The organism is Maribacter orientalis (assembly GCF_900109345.1).
GTDB lineage: Bacteria > Bacteroidota > Bacteroidia > Flavobacteriales > Flavobacteriaceae > Maribacter > Maribacter orientalis.
Map to the genome: position 1 here is coordinate 123695 of NZ_FNZN01000001.1, position 20823 is coordinate 144517.

Consider the following 20823-nt stretch of genomic DNA (forward strand, 5'->3'; position numbering starts at 1 on the left):
AGTTCAAGCAATCGACGCTGTAAGCTGTATTTAGTATTCAGGTCTCTTTACGTTTTCCTGTAATCTCAAGTATATTTATTCTATATACAATAGAATGCTCACCTGAGTACCGCTTACTAGAAAACTCATTGATAAATTCAACTTCTTTTCGTTCTTTGCTGTGGATAATACTTTTTATACCATCGGCAAATAGATGTAATTTCTTTTTGGCATCATCACCGTTAAGCTCTTCAAATATGCCATGCACAAGAACCGATTCCCAATTGTGTACGGATTGAACTTCATCGACCTGTAAAGAAACAAAATGGTTTTTGCGCATCGCTTCTATTTTATGACCATTCCCTGAATAACTGATAATACTATTATCTTTCGAATCAAAATAATAGGTTATTGGGATAGTGAAAGGCTTATTTTGAGCTATAAAAGCCAAATGACCCACATAATTGTTCCTGAGAATACGCAAACCTTCGTTTGTTTTTAGATCTGTCATTATTACTACATTTTATATTTTTTTACTCCTTTCTTAAATATCTTAAACCTGGGTTATTCAATCTTACCCATAGGCCACAAAACCGATATCTACTGCTTGTTAATATTGAGAAGTAGATGGTATTATTATTATTATTATTTATTCTTCCCTTTTTCTCCCAGTAACTTCGCCAATTTTTAATCGATAAACTACAGGGACTCCACCTCCATGTAATTTAGTTGAAAATTCACCAATAGATGAAGGCTTATAGTTTTCCTTTTTCTCAATAATACTTTTTATGCCTTTTGCGAATTCGTGTAGTTCATACTTGGCATCGATTTGAAATAACTCTTCAAACGAGGCATGTACCAATACAGATTTCCATTCATGGATTGAATCAATTTCTTCTACCTGTAAGGAAACGGTCCGCCTCTTTCGCATTGCTTTAATCTTATATCCCTCTGAAGAATACGATACTAAACAATTGTTCTCTTGGTCATAGTAATATGTAATGGGCACAACATAAGGTATACCATTACATATATAGCCTAAATGGCCCAAATAATTGTTTTTAAGAATATTAAGGCAATCTTTAGTATTTAATTCTTTGATCATAACTATTTTTTTTAATTCTTAGTCTAAATCCATTTTATGACCCTCTGCCGAATAATTGATTATAGCAATACTTTCTAGGTCATAGAAATAAGTATTGGGTAAGGTAAAAAGACTGTCTTGAGCAATGTATGATAAGTGTCCTATAATTATCTTTAAGAAGCGCAATACTTTCGCTTTTCGATAAGTTTTCCATCAATATTTGTATTTGAAAATAATCGATAAGTTTATTGGTATTCACTGAGAGTATCTGATTCATTATTGATTTTTTTAAATTTAATGTTGCCATCGTATCAGGTTATCTTCTAAGGGCACTGAAATACCTTCGTAGTTCGAAATTATCCGTACCGTATAATCACTAGCAGGTCGTGATGTGGTAATATGGGCATGATATCTATGTGCTTCTTCTTTTGGTTCAGAATCTCTTTCCATTTTAAGTATTTCAGGTATCCCTCCGTTCAGACCGTCAGCAAAAAGCTGAATCAAAATGGTATCGGGATTCATATTGTTCAGCGATACGGATATATTATACTGAAAACCTCCCTCTACATAATCAATCGAAACTTCTCCAAATCGTATTCCATCCCATTTGTTTCTTAGATCATGCTTGGTGTTAACAATTCTTTTTCCCATACTACCTTGTTTGGCCGCTCTTTTTAGGTATTTATTGGCGGCAGGTAGGTAATAATCCTCGGTATATTCCCTTACGGCGCGATTTGCTGAAAATTTTGGGGTCAATGTCGCCATACTATTACGCATCTTTTTTATCCACAGCTCTGGGATTCCGTTATTATTACGATCGTAAAATGCAGGAACAACTTCTTGTTCGAGTATTTGATATAAGGCATCTGCTTCTACTGCGTCCCAATTGGGGTCATTGCCGTGTTCCTGTGTATCGCCCAGTGCCCAACCTACTTCAGGAGTGTAGGCTTCGGCCCACCATCCATCCAATTCGGATAGGTTGATGCCCCCGTTGACCAGCACTTTCATACCACTTGTTCCACAGGCTTCCCAAGGGCGCCTTGGCGTGTTGACCCAAACATCGGCACCCTGCACCAACTGCTCTGCCATTAACATGTCATAGTCACTCAAAAAGATTACATGATGGGATAAATTATGATGTTGAATGAACTCAATCCATTGCCTTATTAATGCTTTACCAGATTCGTCAAACGGTGGCGATTTACCAGCAAGAACTAGCTGTACCGGACGTTCGGGATTAGTTAGTATTCGAATAAACCGCTCAGGATCATGTAATAATAAGTTTGGCCTTTTATAAGGGACAAAACGTCTTGCAAAACCGAGAGTTAACGTATTTTGATCAAAGATTTCGGGTAGAATATCTTCGATTTCAGGTCCTACCGCGATAGCCCTCATTTGTTTTGCAAAACGTTCACGTGTATAATTGACTAATTTTGCTCGGGAAGTGTTTCGAAGTTGCCATAGTTCTGTATCGGTTACTACCGAAATATCACCTTCTAGTGTTTCGAGATTTCCACGCCAACGTTCTTTTCCGCAAGACTCTGTCCAGATTTTATCCGCAAATTCCGAATCCCAATTTGGCGTATGAACACCGTTTGTTACTGATCCTATTGGCACCTCTTTTTCTGGCCATCTCGGAAACAAATTACCAAAAAGTCGGCGGCTAACTGCTGCGTGCAAACGACTTACTCCATTAACTGCTCCACTTCCTCGAATGGCCAAAAAAGCCATATTGAAATTCTCTAATGAATTATTGGGATTCTCCTTGCCTAAGGATAACAAATCATTAAAGTCAATACCCAAATCATTCTTTGCGTACCCTCCAAAAAACTGCCACATCAACGAAGGATGGAAATGATCAAAACCGGCAGCAACAGCAGTGTGTGTCGTAAATACATTACCGGCGCGCGTTATGGTCAATGCTTCTTCAAAGGAGGTTCCCGTTTCCTTCATAAAATTACTTGCACGTTCCAATACTAAAAATGCAGCATGCCCTTCGTTCATATGGTAAACCTCTGGGTTTATTTTCAACTCTTTAAGTAATTTACATCCGCCAATTCCCAATATGATTTCCTGTTGTATACGTAGGTCAGTCCCTCCTCCATATACTTCACTGGTAATTGCCCTGTGCATTGGGCTATTGGCCGGGTCATTACTGTCCATTAGATATAGTTTTACCTTGCCTACTTGAACTTGCCAGGTACGTAGCCAAACCGTATGCTCCGCTAAATTTATCGCTAACCTTAACCACTCACCATTGGGTAGACGTAGTGGGCTTATGGGCAGTTGCCCAGGATCGTTATAGGGAAAAAGGGCCTGTTGTGTTCCGTATTGGTCTATGACCTGTCTAAAATAACCTTGTTGGTATAGCAATCCGATGGCCACGACTGGTACCCCTAGATCACTTGCCGACTTCAATTGATCACCCGCAACATTACCTAGTCCGCCCACGTAAATAGGCAGTGCCTCACTAAGCATGAACTCCATACTAAAATAGGCAATGCATTTAAGTGGAGAATTCAGATGGTTTTTTTGAAACCAAGCGGGATCTGAAAATGATTTTTCTTTCAATTTGATTATCTCATCTACCTTTTGTCTGAAGTCTTGATCGTTCATTAGCTTTTCAAGCTGGTCCCGGGATACATTCTGTAAGACTACCCAGGGGTTATGGGTTTCCATCCAAAGATCTGGATCAAGATGGTACCAGATTTCATCTATCGCATGGTTCCATGACCATCGTAGGTCTAATGCAAGTTCGGCAAGCGTATCTACCCCTTCAATATCCGTGGGTAAAAAACCATATACCTGATTATTGCTAATTAATTGTTTCATCTATTTGTTTTTAATGAGAGACCGAGTATTCTTTCTTTTTGAACTTTTCTTTGTTTTATCCTCGACTTTTAGCTGAAAGTCGGAAAGTACGTTCATGTATTTAAGAAAAGCGGCATAAGGGTTTTCATAAGGATTGAACAAATTGCCAAGGACTTCTTCAAAATTGTTCATATACAAAAAATGATCCGCAGTCTTTAGTCGCTCCCAATCTTGATGTAAGAACTTGTCCCTTGTGTTTTTGACCAAATCCTCCATTGCATATAAGGTATCGCAAGCTTCTTGTTGCATCTCATTTTTTAACCATGCAGAAGCGTTCTTGTCCGTACCCGTGTAAGAAATCGGTTTTGAAACTTTGAGTTTGGCTTTGGCCGAAACGGATTTTAAAACTTCTACGGGCGTACTTAATTTAAGGTCTTTAGATTCAGCTATATGACGGAATAGGAATTCTAAGAAGTCAAAAATGCCAGACTCCTTTTTATGGTGTTCTCCAAAAGTACCGTAATCCATTACCAGATTCACCAATTCATCCGATGCCGGAAGCGCATTTAACCAGCCTAAATACTTTTCGGAAGTCAAAGGCCATTCACTCCAGTTTCGTTGAGAAAACCTGAGCGCTATATCATCACTGAGAGATGTATTTCTTAAAAATAAGATTAAGGGTGGCCTTGATGTGCTTTTATATAGATTATTTGGGCTTTTTCCGTTCAAAATCACAGATGAACCTTCTGTAATGACGCCTTTAAAACCCAAATTGGAAATCATTTTTCCTATTTCATCTGAATAGAGAAGTCCAGTGTTTAAAAACACTTTGGGCCTTTTCCTAAAAAGCCTAGAGATAAGCCTTTTATGTTCTAAAACTTCCTCGTAAAAAGCACTTTCGCTCTTCAAAGAAGATAATGAGGTCGAATAGTTCTGACCTAAAAATTCGACATTTCCTGTTGCCGCCAATTCTTTAAAACTTCCTAATACCTCAGGCACGTATTGCTCCATTTGATTTAGTGCAGTGCCGGAAATTGCAAAACTTACTTTTATTTTGTTGCCAAAAGTGTTGATTAGGTTCAACATCAATTTATTGGTAGGTAGATAGCTTTCTTCCACAATTTGACGCATAATCTTTGCATTGGTTTCTTCGTCGAAGTAATTATAGTGATTACCTATCTCAAAAAAATGAAAATTGCGCAGACGATAAGGCTGGTGAACTAGAAAGGTAAAGCAGATATTTTTCATTATGGATTAACGTTAGGCTACCGATTGATAGGTTGATGATACTGTTTCTGCTGCATGGCCCCAAGTCAAATTTTGCAACGCTACCCTATTCAGACCTTTAACCATTTTGGCGAATGATTTGTGGTTGAGTAGCCCGTAGATGGCCTCGGAAAGGCTATTCGTATCCCAATAGTCCACGATAAAAGCATGAGGCAGCACTTCGGCAACTCCCGATTGTCTTGAAATAATTACTGGAATATTGGCCTGGATGGCCTCTAACGGTGCTATACCAAATGGTTCCGATATGGAAGGCATAACAAAAACATCGGTCATGGCAAGCATGCGATCCACTTCACGGCCTTTTAAGAATCCAGTGAAATGAAAATGGGAAGACAATCTTTTGGCTGCTACAATTTTTATCATCTCTGTCATCAAATCTCCGTTACCGGCCATTACAAACCTTACGTTTTTGTCTTTTTTTAAGACCTTTTCAGCAGCCTCGATAAAATATTCAGGCCCTTTTTGGTAGGTTATTCTACCCAGAAAAGTGACTATTTTTTCTTTGAATCTAGAAGTATCAAGATTTTGAGATGTATCCTTTTGCTTAACACCATTATAGGTTGTAATTACTTTTTTGGCATCGATGTGGTATTTATCGATTATGATTTTTTTGGTAAGGTTGCTTACCGCCATAACCTTGTCGGCAACTAACATGCCTTGCCGCTCAATTTCATAAATTTCGTGGTTGATCTTGGCCGAACGATCAAATGCTGTGGCATGTACATGCACTACTAAAGGTTTGCGACTTATTTCTTTAGCAATGATCCCCGCAGGAAAGGTAAGCCAATCGTGGGCATGTATAATATCGAACTCAAGTTCTTTGGCCAGTTTTGAGATCACTACCGCCAACCAGTAAACTTCCTCAATTAAATTCGGTCCGTAGGCTCCAGAAAAATTATATTTGTCGCCACTTAAGTTGTGAATTTGTGTAGGATCAACATTGGGTATTAACTTTCTTAGTAAGGGGTAAGTAATTGAATCTTTTTTTTTAGGAAGTTCAACGTTGCTCGCACTTATCAACCGAAATCGCTCCGATTGCATTTCTTCTACTGCTTTGGGTAATAGAAACAACACTTCATGGCCTTTCTTTAATAAACTTTCTACCAATCCTTGACAAGCGGTCGCCAACCCTCCTGAGATATGGGGCGGATATTCCCAGCCTAACATTAATATTTTCATTTTCATTGTTTTAAGTTCATGGGATGCTAAATGTAGAAAGGGGAAAAGGCTTTATGAATGATATAAATCATTAGTTGAAAATATTCTTAAGAATTATGAAAATTTCGGGTTTATGTAAATTGTTTTTTGATAACCTATATAGCTCTAGTTAAGCGTTTGTTTTATTAAGGCCTTTAATATTTATAATTATCTGAATACGCCCCAGTTGAGTTTTTAACCTTTTAAATTTAACCGCTATGCAGTATGATAAAATTCTAATTATTGAGGATTATCGTACAATTATAGAAAACACAGTAGAATTTTTGGACTTGGAAGGGTATATACCCATGACCGCTACCAACCGAAAAATGGGATTGGAGAAAGTATTTCAATTGGTACCCGATTTAATTCTCTGTGACTTGCTAATGCAAGAAATGGATGGCTTTGAGGTATTGAGGACCTTGGGTGAACATCCGCATTACAAAACTATACCCTTTCTATTTTTTAGTGCAAAAACGGAAAAAAAGACAAACGAGGAGGAATTGATGCAGGGGCAATCGATTATATTGTGAAACCATTTGATTTAGATAACCTGGGACAAAAAATTGAACAGTGTCTAAAAGAATCGTAAGCACCCGATGATATCTAAAGATTCGGAGTAGATAAAAGCCTATTGCTGGGTTTACTTTCAATAAAAATCAAGAAATACAAAATCACCAAGATAGTGGCCAACCCTGTGATAATAAAAGCCGTGTTTGCACCAAATGCATACCAAATAAGTCCTGCCAATGAGCTTGCAATCATAGTACAAATACTCTGAAACCCGGCGTACATTCCAATGGCTGTCGCCGTCTCTTTTTTATCTGTAATATTACTGATCCACGCTTTGGATATACCTTCGTTGGTTGCGGCATATATTCCATATAAAAAGAACAGACTTGCCAAACCATAGGTATTAGTAATCAATCCCATGCCAAAATATACGATTGCAAATAAAGAAAGCCCGATTACGAACATTTTGCGCAACCCTATTCTATCGGCCATTGCTCCAATGGGAAATGAAAAAAGCGCATATACAAGATTGTAAAAAATATAGACGCCAATAACCGCACTGTCATTTAGTCCTGCTTGTTTGGCTTTCAACAACAAAAATACGTCCGAACTATTGATTAGAGTAAATGCCAATAAGCCTATAACAACCTTGCGGTATATTAAAGGACTTGTTTTCCAATAGCTCAAGAAAGAAAAGAAGGGGCTCCATTTCTTTTCTCCTGTTATATTCACATTTTTATCTTTCAGAAGCAAGGATATCAGAACGGCACATACTCCAGGGAAAAATGCAATATAAAATAAGGTTACATAATCTTGCGGATAATAATATAGATACCATAATGCGAGCGAAGGTCCCAATACAGCTCCCAAAGTATCCATAGAACGGTGCAGGCCAAAAACTTTCCCTTTGGTTTTGGTGGTAGCCTCTTTTGATAATATGGCATCCCTTGCACCTGTCCGTATCCCTTTCCCAAAACGATCCAAGGTGCGGGTAAGGAAAATCCATAAGGGATAAACGAAAAATGCCAACATGGGTTTTGAAATAGCACTTAGGGTATAACCTATTTGCACAAAAGGTGCCCTTTTACCCAAATCGTCTGATCGTTTACCGAAATACCCTTTGCTGAGACCCGCGGTTGCCTCGGCGACCCCCTCTAAAATTCCAATCAAGACAATGGAAAATCCAATAGATTTCAGATAGATAGGCATTATTGGGTAGAGCATTTCACTAGCCATGTCAGTGAACAAGCTTATTAGAGATAAGGTCCAAACGGTCCGCGAAATATATTTCATGGCTTATAAATTTATGGAGTTAAAAATATCCTTTAAAAATCAAGATCATACTGACTTAAATCATTTTATCTGCGGACTCTAGTTTGCATTTTTACTTCTTAAGATAAAGTAAGTACAATATTATGATAGACTCCATAATCAAGAAGAGGAACAACTACTTGATTAAACAATGAAAAATCTTAAAATAAGCCTATATACTAGGTTTTGGTGAAATGATTTACAATACCTAAAATTAATACAATGAAAACAACTACTTCAAATGTTAAAACAGAATTTCTACTCGGCGCAGGTCTGGATGTGCTTCATTTTGAAAGCAAAGAATGGATGAATACCGTAGCTTTCTGGAAAGACGAAACCAAATTCTTTGCCGATTTGCTTAAGAAAAAAGAGTCTGCAGATGAGAATAAGCAGGAATATGGAAGTATGTTGAAAGAACTGGACAAAATACATGCAGATCTTTATGAAGATTTGGCAGAGGATATTACTAATCATGAAAAAATTTTAGCAAGATTGGAAAAGGGCGAAAAAGGTTTATCAGATAGCGATTATCGAGATAAACACCGTCATATTAAATTTCAAATGGAAAGATTTGAGGCGGATTTTCAAAGGTTCAAGAGGGTGATTTTCCAACATATGAAGAATCTCTAAAAATATATATATGGAAATGGCCATTTTTAGAAGAGATTACCACACAGCTGATAGTATTGTTCATTTTATGGATTTCTATAACAGTATGCAAATGAAATATCTTGCAAGTGATTTGCTGAATAAAGGATTATCGCCCAACAATATCTCTGATGCCTTTACTAGAGCGATAAAAGTCGCAAAATCTTCAGGAATCGATGTGCGTAAACATTTTAGACCTGTTTTTAGTGGAATAGGCAGCGAAATCATTAGCGATTGCAAACTGTCTCGCTTAGGCTATGGCTTAGTGCTGTTGAATGCCGATGCTAAAATTTCGGTTGTTGCGTTATGGCAAGTGGACATTTTAAACAAATTTTTTGAATAAATACTATGGGAGAAATAGCAACATCAAACTGGGAGGTAATTTTATTTTATAATCCCAATTCCAATATTGCCAAGAAAGCATTGGCATATGCCAAGGCAGAAGGTTTTCCGGTAAGGGATGTAGATATATTAAAAACCCCTTTTACGGGCACTCAATTGGAAGAATTGGCCGATCGGCTTCATGTTCCGCTAGAGGAATTGGTTAACAAAGAGCACCCAGACTTCCATAAACATTTTGGTGAGCCGGATTTGTCGGAAGATGATTGGATTAAAATTTTAAGAAAAAACCCAGAACTGCTCAAAGAACCCATTGCTATAAGAGGCGATAAAACCATATTGGTTAAAAGCCCAAGTGATATTATTAAGATATAAGAGGCAAAAAATCAATAAAGTTGATTTGTTCTTACTGGTACAGGATAATACCTCAAGTTCTACTTTAACCCATAAGCTATAACAATCATAATAATAGATTAACAATACTAAAAAAAATATTCGATGCGACGTAGGTTTTTTCAGCGGAGTTCACAATATCCGAATGCCTAAAAAAATAGAGTATTAATGTAATTTACCAGTTCTTGATTCTGCTTATTTTCGAATCAAATACCCTTGTTTCCATTATTTTTTTATTCATCTAATATGCTATCATCTGGTGTGATGATTTTCTTTAATGCTTTTTTAATTTCGTCTATATCATGCTTGATTTCCTGTTCAAACTTTTGTTCTTTTTCCTTTGTCGAAGTATTGAATACAATCAAATCTTCTTTGAACTCATGAGCGCGTTGGGCAAGCTTTTCTTTTAGTCTCGTATTTTTTTGTTCCAAACTATCCAAAGTTTTATGTAGTTTTTCCTGTTCTTTTTTATCGAATTTTGAAATCTTATCGCGAAGCTCCGTTACGCGATTTTCTGTATTTTTAATGACTAACTCCGATTCATTTTTGAACTTTTCCCAGTCCTTTTTCACGGTAGTCTTTATATCATCTTTTGTCTCCTTTGCGACCACTTCTAAGTTTTCTTCGGAATCTTCTATGTGCTTTTTTTCCAGTTTTTCCCTACAACTGCTAAAGAGTGCCAAAACCATACACCCTGTTATCATCGTGAATAATATCGTTTTTTTCATGGGTTCTATTTTTATATTGTTTTTTCCAATTTTATGATATATTGAAGGTTTATTCCGCTAGATCTTCCATTTCCTCATCGAGTTCCCTCAGCATATCAGTTTTTTCACCGAATGCCTCGAACCTATCCAATAGATTTTGAAACTTTTCCAATTCCTCGGCCTGTTCTTTGCAATACCATAGCCCGAGTTCCGCCACCATATAATTTTCCACTTTGTAGGCAGCTTTGGTAAGTGCATAACACTGTTTCGTAATTTCGGTTTCATGATCAAATGCCACTTTTATGGCATTGGGCAAATTTTGAAATTCCTGTTCCGGTTTCTTCAGGGCTGGTGTTGTGGGTTGAATACCGTTGGCCAAAAGCATTACCCTGGCTTTGTCGGCATGAGCCATTTCTTCTTCACTATATTTATTGAACAGTTTACCAGCCCCCAAGTAGCCTTTATCGGTTGCCCAAAGTGACATGGAAAGGTAAGTTCTCGAAGAAAATTCTTCTTGTTCTATACGATAATTGAGAAGTTCTACTATTTCCTCGTTCAAAAATTCTGATTTTGTTTTCATGCATTTTTCTTTTTAAATTTTTATTTGGTAAGATCATTCGTTGATAAGAATGAAGCCTACAAAGAATCAAGGGTTTAACAAAGCTAATTTGATATTTTAGAGGCTAAAATGATTTGTATCAGTCAGAAATAAAACCAACTTATATTCGATGCCAATTTTTGCAACTTTGTTATCATTATATGAAGGCTTTTATAAAAGTTTGGCGAGCAATTAAGAAACTTTCCTTTTAATAATCTTGCTGATTATAAGAAAGATGAACCAAGGTAAAAAGGTAAATTGTAGAACCGGAGTAACCCCCGCACCAGTAAGAGGCAATAATGGCATTGTGCTAGTATACATCCAATGACCATTTTCCAAATGAATCATTTCCGAAAAATTCGCACCCAACCCTCCGACTAGCATTAGGAGTATTACTTTCTTAGTATTCATGTTTCTGGTCCAAAACACATCGTTGAAAAGTAGACCAAATGCAAAAAATAAAAGTAGAACCATCAGCACATCGGCCAAAGTGGCCAAAGCACAGAAATATATATGCTTTTCATCATATTGGAAGCCTTTGTACAAAGGACCATGGGCCAATTCCCAAACAAAGTTGAGAACATAGGCCACAATGAACGTGGCATAAAGTACATGGCTGTAGGTCTGCTTTTCCTTTACCTTTCTTTTAAAATAGAAGTATATGACTACTATAACGACCAAAACTATACTTGGTGTTATGAACATACTCGGACTTAAATTGACCATTCAAATACAGTTTAATATCGTAATAGTTATTTTAGCTTACCGTTTTTTATTGCATTTCTTTGTTGGGTAGTACAGTTTAAATATGGCGGTTAAACTGTACAGGGCCTAGAAGGACTTTATTCAATATATCAGCTATATTGGTAGCCACCAATAGAATCACACCGGTAATTAGCCCGGAACCCATCCAATTAGAGCAACAATTGATTCAAGGGACTTTCGTGTTCATCGCTGGTCTAAAAAGCTTTTATCTTATCACGGGAACCCCCAATTGTCCCATTAAGGTGATAATGTCTTCATAGTGTTTTGGAAAATCTTTGACCATAGCCCTAAACTTTAGATTCAACGTTTAGTTGGCAAAATTATCTTAAAAGCAATCCACTAGAAATGATTTAAATCATTCTGGGTTTTATGAATACTTCTTTACTTTGATATGCTTTCTTACAGAAGAACTACAAATTATTCCAGATTGTTAGGGGATTAAAGTAATGGACAAATTGAAAGTGTATTGCACAGTTTTATTATAGGGCGAATAGGTTGTCACGCAAATAATAAGACTTATGTTGTACCGGTCACCTATACCAATGATGGTCAGTAAGTTTATGTACAGACCAAGAAAGGAATGAAGATTGATTTGATGCGTAAAAATCCAATGGTCTGTTTTGAAGTTGATGTAATAGAAAATATGAGTAATTGGTGAAGTGTAATCGCCTGATGGAAATTCGAGGTATTAAAATAGCCCGAGGTGTCGAATCGGCATGCAAAAACTAATAGATTGTGTAATGCCACTAATTACTGGCGAAACCACAGTTCATAATGCAATAACTGATGTGCACAGAAATTTTATAGAAGTTACGCAAGGCATTGTTTATTGAATTAAACTAACCGAAAAAACGGGAAGGTTTAAAAAAAAATGAATTTAACTAGAAGAGCCTTTTACTAATAAGATTTCTTAGAGTGTTACTTTTTAGAAATAATTACTATAGAACCACTGTTTCTTTTTTTTTGTATTGGTTTTAGATATGGCGGCGTTAAAGGGATATTCTATTGGTCAATCAATTAATTTAGGGGATAATGTAGGAGTATGGAGTATTTATTTGAACAGGAATGGCTAGTAACCAACGGACTTGGCGGTTATGCATCTGGAGCGGTTAGTGGGGCAAATACCAGGCGTTATCATGGTCTGCTAGTAGCAGCATTGAACCCACCAACGGATAGATGGGTGGTGGTCGCCAAAATTGAGGAACGTGTTTTTATCAATGGAACGTACCATGACCTTTCTACTAATCAATATTCAGGAATCGTTTATCCTAACGGGTCAAAGTATTTAAATGATTTCGGTAACCTTCCCTTTCCAACTTGGCAGTATGCAATGGACAATTGGAAACTAGAAAAAAATATTTTTATGGTGCAGGACTCCAATACCGTTTTGGTGAGCTATAAGAATGACGGGAAAACGTCCTTTTTTTTAGAACTCCATCCGCTTTATGAAAATAACGATTACCATGCTACCTTTCATGAAAATCAGTTCACTGATTTTTATACGGAAATCTCCCCGACTCATCTAAAAACATATGCTCATTATGGTAGTAAACCCGTTTTTACAGGATGGAGCGTAGGAGAATTTACCGAGGCACGCTCATGGTACAAGAATATTGAATTGCCTAAAGAGCATGAGCAGGGTTATGATTTTGTATGTGATTATTATAGGATAGGCTATGTAAAATATGAGTTGAAGCCAAACGAACAATTGACGCTAGTGTTTAGCTTAGAAGAAGATGTAATTACAAGTGATATCGAAAAATTATATTCGAAAGAAAAGAGAAAATCGGAGGGAAGTAAAATAAAGAAAGAGCAAGGTTTTTATGGGAATCTACTACGTTCAGGAAAACAATTTTTGGTCAAAAGGAATTCAACCGATAGCATGTCGATTATTGCAGGCTACCATTGGTTCGGAGATTGGGGTAGAGACACCATGATTTCGATGCGCGGATTGACCATAGCTACCGGTAATAAAGCAGTCTCCAAATCAATTCTTTCGACTTTTTATAGAAGTATCGATCAAGGTTTGATACCCAATAAATTTCCGGACCAAAGTCAAGATTATATTGATTATAATACCATCGATGCAACATTATGGCTTTTTATAGCATCCTACGAGTATGTACTTAAATTTAATGATCTTCCCTTCGTAAAAAAACATATAAATATCTTAAAAGGGCTATTGGATGGTCATATATGCGGTACACGGTACAACATTCATGTAACTGAAGAAGGTTTTTTATTCGGTGGGCAAGAAAGCGAACAACTCACGTGGATGGATGCCATTGTAGCTGGGAAAGTAATTACACCGCGCATCGGTTGCCCTGTTGAGGTCAATGCCTTGTGGTACAATGCCTTAAAGATTTATGAAGCATTCTGCAAGGACCTCCAAATCGAATTTGGGGCTGAATACGAAGATATTTGTAATCGATTTGAGACTAATTTTTCTAAGATGTTCACAAATCCCGAAGGAACTCTTTTTGATGTTCTTATTCCGAATGTAACCTATGACAATTGTTTTAGACCCAACCAATTGTTTTGTCTGAGTTTGCCATTTTCAGTACTGGAAAAAGTACAGCAGATTAAAATTTTCGAAGCCATACGCGAAAAGCTTTATACTCCTTATGGCCTTAGGACTCTTGATAAAGAGAATACTAATTATCATGGCAAATTTGAAGGAAACCGATTGCAGCGTGACCAGGCCTATCATCAAGGTACAGTATGGCCGTATTTATTGTTTGATTACTATCATGTATTTTTTAAATTATACGGAGCCACCATTAAAAACAAAAAAAAGGTGGTAAGAGAGTTGGCCTTATTGAAAGACCATTTCTATAACCAACAAGGAATACATTGTATCTCCGAAGTTTTTGATGGAGACGACCCCAAGGAGGGGAAAGGGTGTATACACCAGGCATGGTCTGTAGCTGCACTGATTCGTTTATATACGGATTATGAACTTTTTAATGTTGAGTAAAACGAACTGACTTGACAAACTACAAATGGTAGAATTCGTAAATAAAATAAAAACTCAAAGTTTTTTGGTAATGACATTGATTTGTTAGTTAAAGATGTCTTTTTAAAAAACTTCTTAAGGCATATGAAAATATAGTTAGCAAGCAATTCGATATTTTTAATTAAAGTTAGACATCAAATTTTTAATTTCTTCTGCCAAAATATAAGTTAAATCAATTGCATTGGAGGCATGCGGAATCGTATTGCAAGTAACAATTTCAGCAACTTCTGCATCCTTTAGTTCTTGATACGCATTCCCAGAAAAAACAGCATGTATACCAATGCAAACGGCAGGTTTCATGCCTTCCTTTTTAAGATGACCGATGGTTTCCAACATGGTATGTGCCGTTGAAATAATATCATCTACCAAAACAGGAGTCGCATCTTTATATTTTTCAAAGTAGGGGATGGAAACTTCCACATCATTGTCACCATGCCTAATTTTAGTCAATATCGTAAAAGGAGCGTCCGCATATTTTGCAACAACGGACACCCATTGTGCACTTTCTGCATCTGGGCCAATAAGAATAGGATCTTTTATGTTCTCCTTAATCCATTTAGAAATTGCGTTCGCTGCATGAATAACTTTATTGGGGATGTGGTACACTTTTGAAAGTGATTTAATTCTATGTAGATGGGGATCTATGGTTATGATACCATCCGCAAATTCGGAAATGAGCTTACCAAATAAGGTAGAAGTAACCGCTTCTCCAGGATTGAATATCTTATCCTGTCGCATATAGGCGAGATAGGGTGCTACCAAACACACCTTTTTAGCACCTAAAGACTTTACCGTCTTGCTCAAAAAATAAAGAGGCAAAAGTTTTTCATCGGGTTCGTGCAGGGTACAGACTAATACAACGCTTTTTCCTTTCACATCCGACAGGATTCTAATATATGATTCTCCATCTGGAAATCTTCGCAAGTTTGCCGCTCCAATTTCTGCATGCAACTTATTCGCCAATTGTGCAGTCAACTTTTCGTTTCCGGGAAGACTAAAAAATATCGTTTTTTCCATTCTTTTTAAATAATGGTCATAATATCTGTATGCATTTTCAAGTAATCCAAGGCATATTTTAATTCACCTTCTGCCTGGGTATAAATGGTATATAAAAGTTGTCCTTTCCTTATAGTGTTGCCCAAATGGACATGTAATAATATGCCGGCCGCCTTGAATTCAGGGGCACCCGACAGTTTGGCCAATTTTGCAATCTTCCGATTGTCTATTCGTATCAAGGTTCCATTATTTTCTGAATGGACTTCATGGAAAAAAGGCGCAATTATTGGTTCTGTAAATCTGCCCTGGGCCATGCATATTGCTTTGAACTTTGTATAAGCCTTCCCAGATTCTAACAAGTCATTTGCAGTTTTAACTCCATCACCAGCAGCAACCTTTCCAGATAATTCCAAAAGTGCTCCTGCAAGTAGTAGTGCGCGCTCTCTGAGATCAAAGGGTGCATTTGGTTCCCTTCGTAATATGCTCAAAACATCTATGGCCTCAAGAACAGGACCAATGCCATTACCTACGGGTTGGCTTCCATCGGTAATTATGACTTTGGTATTCAAACCTACTTCCTTTCCTACAACTTCGATATGTGTTTTAAGTTGTTCAGCTTTTTTTCTATTTCTGACTTTAGCCGTTTCGCCAATGGGCATATCAATAATAACATGTGTCGATCCAGCAGCTGCTTTTTTTGAAAGTACCGATGCAATAAGTTGCCCTTCACTATCGATATCCAAAGCTTTTTCAATCTTGATCAAAATATCATCTGCAGGACTTAACCGGGCAGCATCACCCCATACAAAACAACCCCCTTCTTTTTCCACCACCTTTTTTATTTGTTCTGGTGAGAGGGATACATCGGTCAAAACTTCCATGGTATCAGCAGTTCCGGCAGAGGAGGTAATGGCCCTCGATGAGGTTTTTGGCATGGTAAGTCCAAAAGCAGTGATAATCGCGACTATTAAAGGAGTGGTCCTATTTCCTGGTAATCCTCCAATACAATGCTTATCCATGACTATTTCTTTATTCCACTTTAGTTGCACACCTGAAACAATCATCGCTTTCGTAAGGTCTGCAATCTCATTGATATCCATTCTGTCACCCGCGCAGGCCGTGATAAATGCTGAAAGATGAATATTGGAATAATCGCCCTTTACAACATCATTAATAATTTCTTGATAAGCATTATAATCGAGTGTGTGATTATAGATTTTGGACCTTAAATGATCCAAAGAGTTTATGGTTTCCAAATGAGAAACGGAAAGGGTGTCGCCCTCCGATATTGACAATTTTTCGGCAGCGGTATCCGACAATCCGATTTCATCAGGAAGCAATATATTGGATGTGACAACATTAAGACTTGCCACAATGGATGTATTTTTTGTGGACACCCTTATACGCGTAAGTGCCGTGAATCCCTCAGAAATACAAACATGGCTATCGTTCTTTAAAAATACCACATTGGCATATTGGGTTAGAACACCTAGATGTTTATATCGTAATATACTTGGTTCTTTTTTCATTTAAAAAAGGTTAAGGAAATGAATGTCATGGGTTTCTTGCTATTCGTTTATATTGATTTCAGAAATGTCATACAATTGGGGTATTTGACAATCCCAACCGTAGGTTTCCTTAATTCCCTTTTTTAAAGCTTCGGCACCCTCTTTTTCGCCATGAATAATGAATATTTTCTTTGGACTTTCTATGATGTCGCTTAACCAATCCAATAGTTCGGTTTGGTCGGCGTGGGCCGAAAGGCCTTCAATTTCCTCCACCTGCATATTAAATGGAATCCATTTACCGTAGGATTTAAATTCTTTTTCCCCATTCAATAATTTTCTTCCTCTGGTACCTTCTGCCTGATAGCCTACAAATAATAAGGTATTTTTAGGGTTTGATGCTTCTGTCTCTAAATAACTTAACATCCTACCTCCAGTAAGCATTCCACTACCTGCAATCACAATTTTAGGTTTTTTATCGTCCCGTAGTTTCATTGTTTCGCGATAGCTACTAACGATATTAAAATGGGAGCACATCTCGGTATATTCCTTTGTATCCAATCGGTGCCAATCTCTTGTTGTGTGAAACAGCTGCAACATATTGGCTCCCATTGGGCTATCCATTATCATAGGTACCTTCGGAATTTTATTTTCTTTAAATAATCGCCATAGAATCAACATCATGAGTTGGGCCCTTTCCACAGCAAAACTTGGAATAAAGAACATGCCACCACGGGATATGGTATCGTTTACCAGTTTTTCAATTATCGGCAAGGTTTCTATTTCATCAGGGTGGAACCTTCCGCCATAAGTAGATTCGATAAAAAGAACGTCCGCTTTTTTTGGTTTTAAAGGAGGGTACAAGAGCAAATCGTTTTTTCTGCCAATATCCCCTGAAAAAACTAAACGTTTTCCGCGTATATCCAATTCTATAAAAGTCGCACCAAGTATGTGGCCGTTGTATTGGAACCGGACTTTTATTCCATCAAAAAGTTGCAGCCAATGGGCTTGAGGCACACCTTTGAAGTGGGGAACTGTATTTTCAACATCTATTAGGTCGTACAATGGTTTTGCAGGACTATGTTTGGAATACCCTTCGTTGTTAGCACGTTCCGCCTCTTGTTCCTGTATTTTAGCGCTATCCGTCAAAATTATTTTTGCAATATCCAAGGTAGGGTAGGTACCATAAATCGTTTTGTTGAAACCCGATTTCACTAATAGAGGTAGATAACCGGTATGGTCCATATGGCCATGGGTAAGAAGCACTACATCGATACTCGGAATATCTACAGGGGGATAGTTCCAATTTAGTAAACGGAGTTCCTTAAGCCCTTGAAAAAGACCGCAGTCTACCAATATTTTTTTATCGCCGGTATCCACTAAATATTTGGAACCCGTCACCGTGCCTGCAGCTCCTAAAAAATGGATTTTAATTTTTGAATCGTTCATTTTTTATTGCACTTTGATTAAAAGTCTTTTCTTTTTAAATTCCCTGTAATTCTTTCAAACTTATTTTTTGTTTTATTACAATAGAATGATATAAGTCATGCATGATGCTAGAAGTAGATAATACCTTTAACATATATGGAATAGAAGTATTTATAATACCCCTTAGGTTCAATATTAATTGAAGATTTAAATGCCCAAAATCAACTTTTTAAATCACAAATGTCAAAAAAATTAAAGGAACTATCCGCCACGGCAATCTGTGGAAATGATATTAGTTCATCATGTCTCTATGTGTCCGCCTTATCGATCGCTTATGCTGGTCAGTATGCTTGGGTTTCGTTGTTAATGGTTGCCCTTGTTCTTTTTTTGTTCAGGAAAATATATGGAGAAGTTGTGGGAGCACTGCCCCTTAACGGAGGGGCGTATAATGCTTTGTTGAATACGACTAGTAAATCTACTGCTTCGGTTGCGGCAACCTTAACCATTTTGTCATATATGGCAACTGCCGTAATTTCTGCCAGCGAAGGCATGCATTATGTGCATAATCTTTGGGATGCTTGGCCAATTGTCATTGCAACCATTATTTTATTGGTATTTTTTATGGTACTTACCATCGTTGGAATACGGGAGTCCTCACTGGTAGCTACTGTAATTTTTATTTTTCATATGGTTTCTTTAGTGGTTTTATCGTTGTTCTGTGGCTATTATATTTACACTAACGGGTTGGAAGTATTAACTGCGAATTTCAATAGACCAGTGGAAGGTGGAATAAAAACAGCACTTTTTTTTGGTTTTGCAGCCGCTATGTTAGGTATTAGTGGTTTTGAGAGCTCTGCAAATTTCGTTGAAGAACAGGAAAAGGGGGTCTTTCGGAAAACACTTCGGAATATGTGGGTCGTGGTAAGTATTTTCAATCCGTTAATGGCGTTTTTGGCATTGTCATTGGTTCCAATTCCATTAGTGGCGGATCATAAGGAAACGTTACTCTCTTATATGGGTGAGATTTCGGGTGGTGGATGGCTCTCTACATTAATTTCAGTCGATGCCGCTTTAGTGCTTAGCGGCGCTGTCTTAACCTCATTTGTAGGGGTAACGGGGTTGGTGGAACGAATGACGTTAGATCGCATATTACCCCAGTTCATGTTACGCAAAAATAAACGCGGAAGCTCCTTTCGTATTCCTATTCTCTTCTTTTTACTCTGTGTTTCGGTTTTGTTGATTACCAAAGGAGAATTAGATGCTTTGGCCGGGGTCTATACCATTGCTTTTTTATCTGTGATGACCTTGTTCGGCTTTGGAAATTTTCTCCTAAAAATTAAACGTAAAAATTTACGAAGACCAGAAAAATCTACTTGGCTAGCTCTAATACTTGCGGTGGGAGCCGTAATTGCGGCCTTAGTAGGAAATATAGTTATGAACCCACATTATTTGGGCGTTTTTTTGGAATATTTGATTCCCACCTTACTCGTCGTAACTTTTATGCTGAACAGAACAATCATTTTGAGGTTCGGTTTAAAGGCAATTAAATATTTATTCAAGCCCATAGAGTTATTTGTAGAACGTGCGAATAAGAAGATTGTGGATACTATAGATGATATAAACTCGCAAGAGTTCGTTTTTTTTACCCACGAAGATGATGTAGCCGCCTTAAATAAAGTGATGCTCTACATTACGAAAAATGAGCATACCAGAAAACTTAAAGTAGTTACCATAGTCAAAGACGGAGAAAAGGTACCAGCCCGCTTAGAAAGCGATATTGAAGTTCTTGATAGAGAATATCCGGAAATTAAAATCGAGTACATAAAAATGTCGGGTACATTTGGGCCAAAAATTATTCAAAAGTTATCGAAACAATGGAACATACCCGTAAACTTTATGTTTATTGGTTCTCCAGGAGACGATTTCCCATATGAAGTTTCAGAATTGGGAGGTGTTAGATTGATAATATAAGGGGGGTGAATGTCATATTTAAATACTTCGAACTAGCCTATAAATTATATTAGAAAATTAAAATAAGTATAAATTCAGTTGGTAGTATTACATTATGTTTTTTACCCCAACAAAATATTTCAAACCCTAGAGCGATAAAAATTCAATTTTAATATTTTGTACTTTGCTGTTAATTAAAATAGTACATATGGATTACGTGAATAATTGGTGCCTAGTTAATAATTGGCTTATTAATTCTATATGTTAAATTTTATAATAAAATAGTAACTTTAAAG

The 20823-nt window shown here is 37.1% G+C and carries 18 protein-coding genes; 6 read left to right on the plus strand and 12 right to left on the minus strand.

All coding sequences use genetic code 11. From position 1 onward, the window contains the following. Positions 1-37 precede the first annotated feature (37 nt). From BMY56_RS00505 to BMY56_RS00525, 5 genes are all read right to left on the minus strand, one after another. Entirely contained in the window at positions 38-490 is a 453-nt protein-coding gene (locus BMY56_RS00505) for a pyridoxamine 5'-phosphate oxidase family protein (RefSeq protein WP_091618680.1), read from the minus strand. A 138-nt stretch (positions 491-628) separates the two neighbouring features. After that, positions 629-1084 carry a pyridoxamine 5'-phosphate oxidase family protein gene (locus tag BMY56_RS00510; protein WP_091618682.1) on the minus strand — a complete coding sequence of 152 codons (456 nt, stop codon included), beginning with the start codon at positions 1082-1084 and terminating at the stop codon, positions 629-631. 273 nt (positions 1085-1357) lie between these two features. Next, entirely contained in the window at positions 1358-3895 is a 2538-nt protein-coding gene (gene glgP / locus BMY56_RS00515; protein WP_091618684.1) for an alpha-glucan family phosphorylase, read from the minus strand. Continuing rightward, positions 3896-5122: a glycoside hydrolase family 57 protein gene (locus BMY56_RS00520; RefSeq protein WP_091618686.1), complete on the minus strand. Its 1227-nt coding sequence runs from the start codon at positions 5120-5122 to the stop codon at positions 3896-3898. Positions 5123-5134: 12 nt separating this feature from the next. Then, positions 5135-6346 (minus strand): glycosyltransferase family 4 protein, encoded by a 1212-nt coding sequence (locus tag BMY56_RS00525; RefSeq protein WP_394332488.1) that lies wholly within the window; start codon positions 6344-6346, stop codon positions 5135-5137. A gap of 230 nt (positions 6347-6576) precedes the next feature. Between BMY56_RS00525 and BMY56_RS00530 the strand changes: the two genes are divergently transcribed. Next, positions 6577-6891, plus strand: coding sequence for a response regulator (locus BMY56_RS00530; protein ID WP_091618688.1), 315 nt, complete (start codon positions 6577-6579; stop codon positions 6889-6891). Between the two features lie 73 nt (positions 6892-6964). Here the strand turns inward: BMY56_RS00530 and BMY56_RS00535 are convergent, their stop codons facing one another. Beyond that, a complete protein-coding gene (locus tag BMY56_RS00535) occupies positions 6965-8164 on the minus strand; it encodes an MFS transporter (RefSeq protein ID WP_091618690.1) in 1200 nt (399 codons plus the stop codon). A gap of 240 nt (positions 8165-8404) precedes the next feature. On the opposite strand from BMY56_RS00535, the gene BMY56_RS00540 reads away from it, so the two are divergent. From BMY56_RS00540 to BMY56_RS00550, 3 genes are read left to right on the plus strand one after another with little or no spacing between them, the layout of a single operon-like run. Next, positions 8405-8812 (plus strand): hypothetical protein, encoded by a 408-nt coding sequence (locus tag BMY56_RS00540; protein WP_091618692.1) that lies wholly within the window; start codon positions 8405-8407, stop codon positions 8810-8812. Positions 8813-8822: 10 nt separating this feature from the next. Then, positions 8823-9173, plus strand: a complete 351-nt coding sequence (locus BMY56_RS00545) for a hypothetical protein (protein WP_091618695.1) — start codon at positions 8823-8825, stop codon at positions 9171-9173. 5 nt (positions 9174-9178) lie between these two features. Continuing rightward, positions 9179-9544 (plus strand): arsenate reductase family protein, encoded by a 366-nt coding sequence (locus tag BMY56_RS00550; protein WP_091618697.1) that lies wholly within the window; start codon positions 9179-9181, stop codon positions 9542-9544. Between the two features lie 251 nt (positions 9545-9795). On the opposite strand, the gene BMY56_RS00555 is transcribed toward BMY56_RS00550, so the two are convergent. From BMY56_RS00555 to BMY56_RS00565, 3 genes are all read right to left on the minus strand, one after another. Then, a complete protein-coding gene (locus BMY56_RS00555) occupies positions 9796-10290 on the minus strand; it encodes a hypothetical protein (RefSeq protein ID WP_091618699.1) in 495 nt (164 codons plus the stop codon). 49 nt (positions 10291-10339) lie between these two features. After that, on the minus strand, positions 10340-10849 hold the full coding sequence (locus tag BMY56_RS00560) for a ferritin (protein ID WP_091618701.1): 510 nt from the start codon (positions 10847-10849) through the stop codon (positions 10340-10342). Positions 10850-11059: 210 nt separating this feature from the next. Beyond that, positions 11060-11593: a hypothetical protein gene (locus tag BMY56_RS00565; RefSeq protein WP_091618703.1), complete on the minus strand. Its 534-nt coding sequence runs from the start codon at positions 11591-11593 to the stop codon at positions 11060-11062. A gap of 1081 nt (positions 11594-12674) precedes the next feature. On the opposite strand from BMY56_RS00565, the gene BMY56_RS00570 reads away from it, so the two are divergent. Next, positions 12675-14609 (plus strand): amylo-alpha-1,6-glucosidase, encoded by a 1935-nt coding sequence (locus tag BMY56_RS00570; protein ID WP_091618705.1) that lies wholly within the window; start codon positions 12675-12677, stop codon positions 14607-14609. Positions 14610-14765: 156 nt separating this feature from the next. On the opposite strand, the gene BMY56_RS00575 is transcribed toward BMY56_RS00570, so the two are convergent. The 3 genes from BMY56_RS00575 to BMY56_RS00585 are packed head-to-tail and all read right to left on the minus strand — an operon-like array spanning position 14766 to position 18598. Beyond that, the gene (locus tag BMY56_RS00575; RefSeq protein ID WP_091618707.1) at positions 14766-15665 is read right to left on the minus strand and encodes a ribose-phosphate pyrophosphokinase; all 900 of its coding nucleotides are present in this window, start codon (positions 15663-15665) and stop codon (positions 14766-14768) included. Positions 15666-15670: 5 nt separating this feature from the next. After that, complete coding sequence (locus tag BMY56_RS00580) at positions 15671-17173, minus strand: thymidine phosphorylase family protein (protein ID WP_091618710.1); 1503 nt, start codon at positions 17171-17173, stop codon at positions 15671-15673. A gap of 39 nt (positions 17174-17212) precedes the next feature. Beyond that, on the minus strand, positions 17213-18598 hold the full coding sequence (locus tag BMY56_RS00585; RefSeq protein WP_091618712.1) for an MBL fold metallo-hydrolase RNA specificity domain-containing protein: 1386 nt from the start codon (positions 18596-18598) through the stop codon (positions 17213-17215). A gap of 219 nt (positions 18599-18817) precedes the next feature. Here BMY56_RS00585 and BMY56_RS00590 point away from each other — a divergent pair, with 219 nt between their 5' ends. Continuing rightward, on the plus strand, positions 18818-20548 hold the full coding sequence (locus BMY56_RS00590) for an APC family permease (protein WP_091618714.1): 1731 nt from the start codon (positions 18818-18820) through the stop codon (positions 20546-20548). Positions 20549-20823 lie beyond the last annotated feature (275 nt).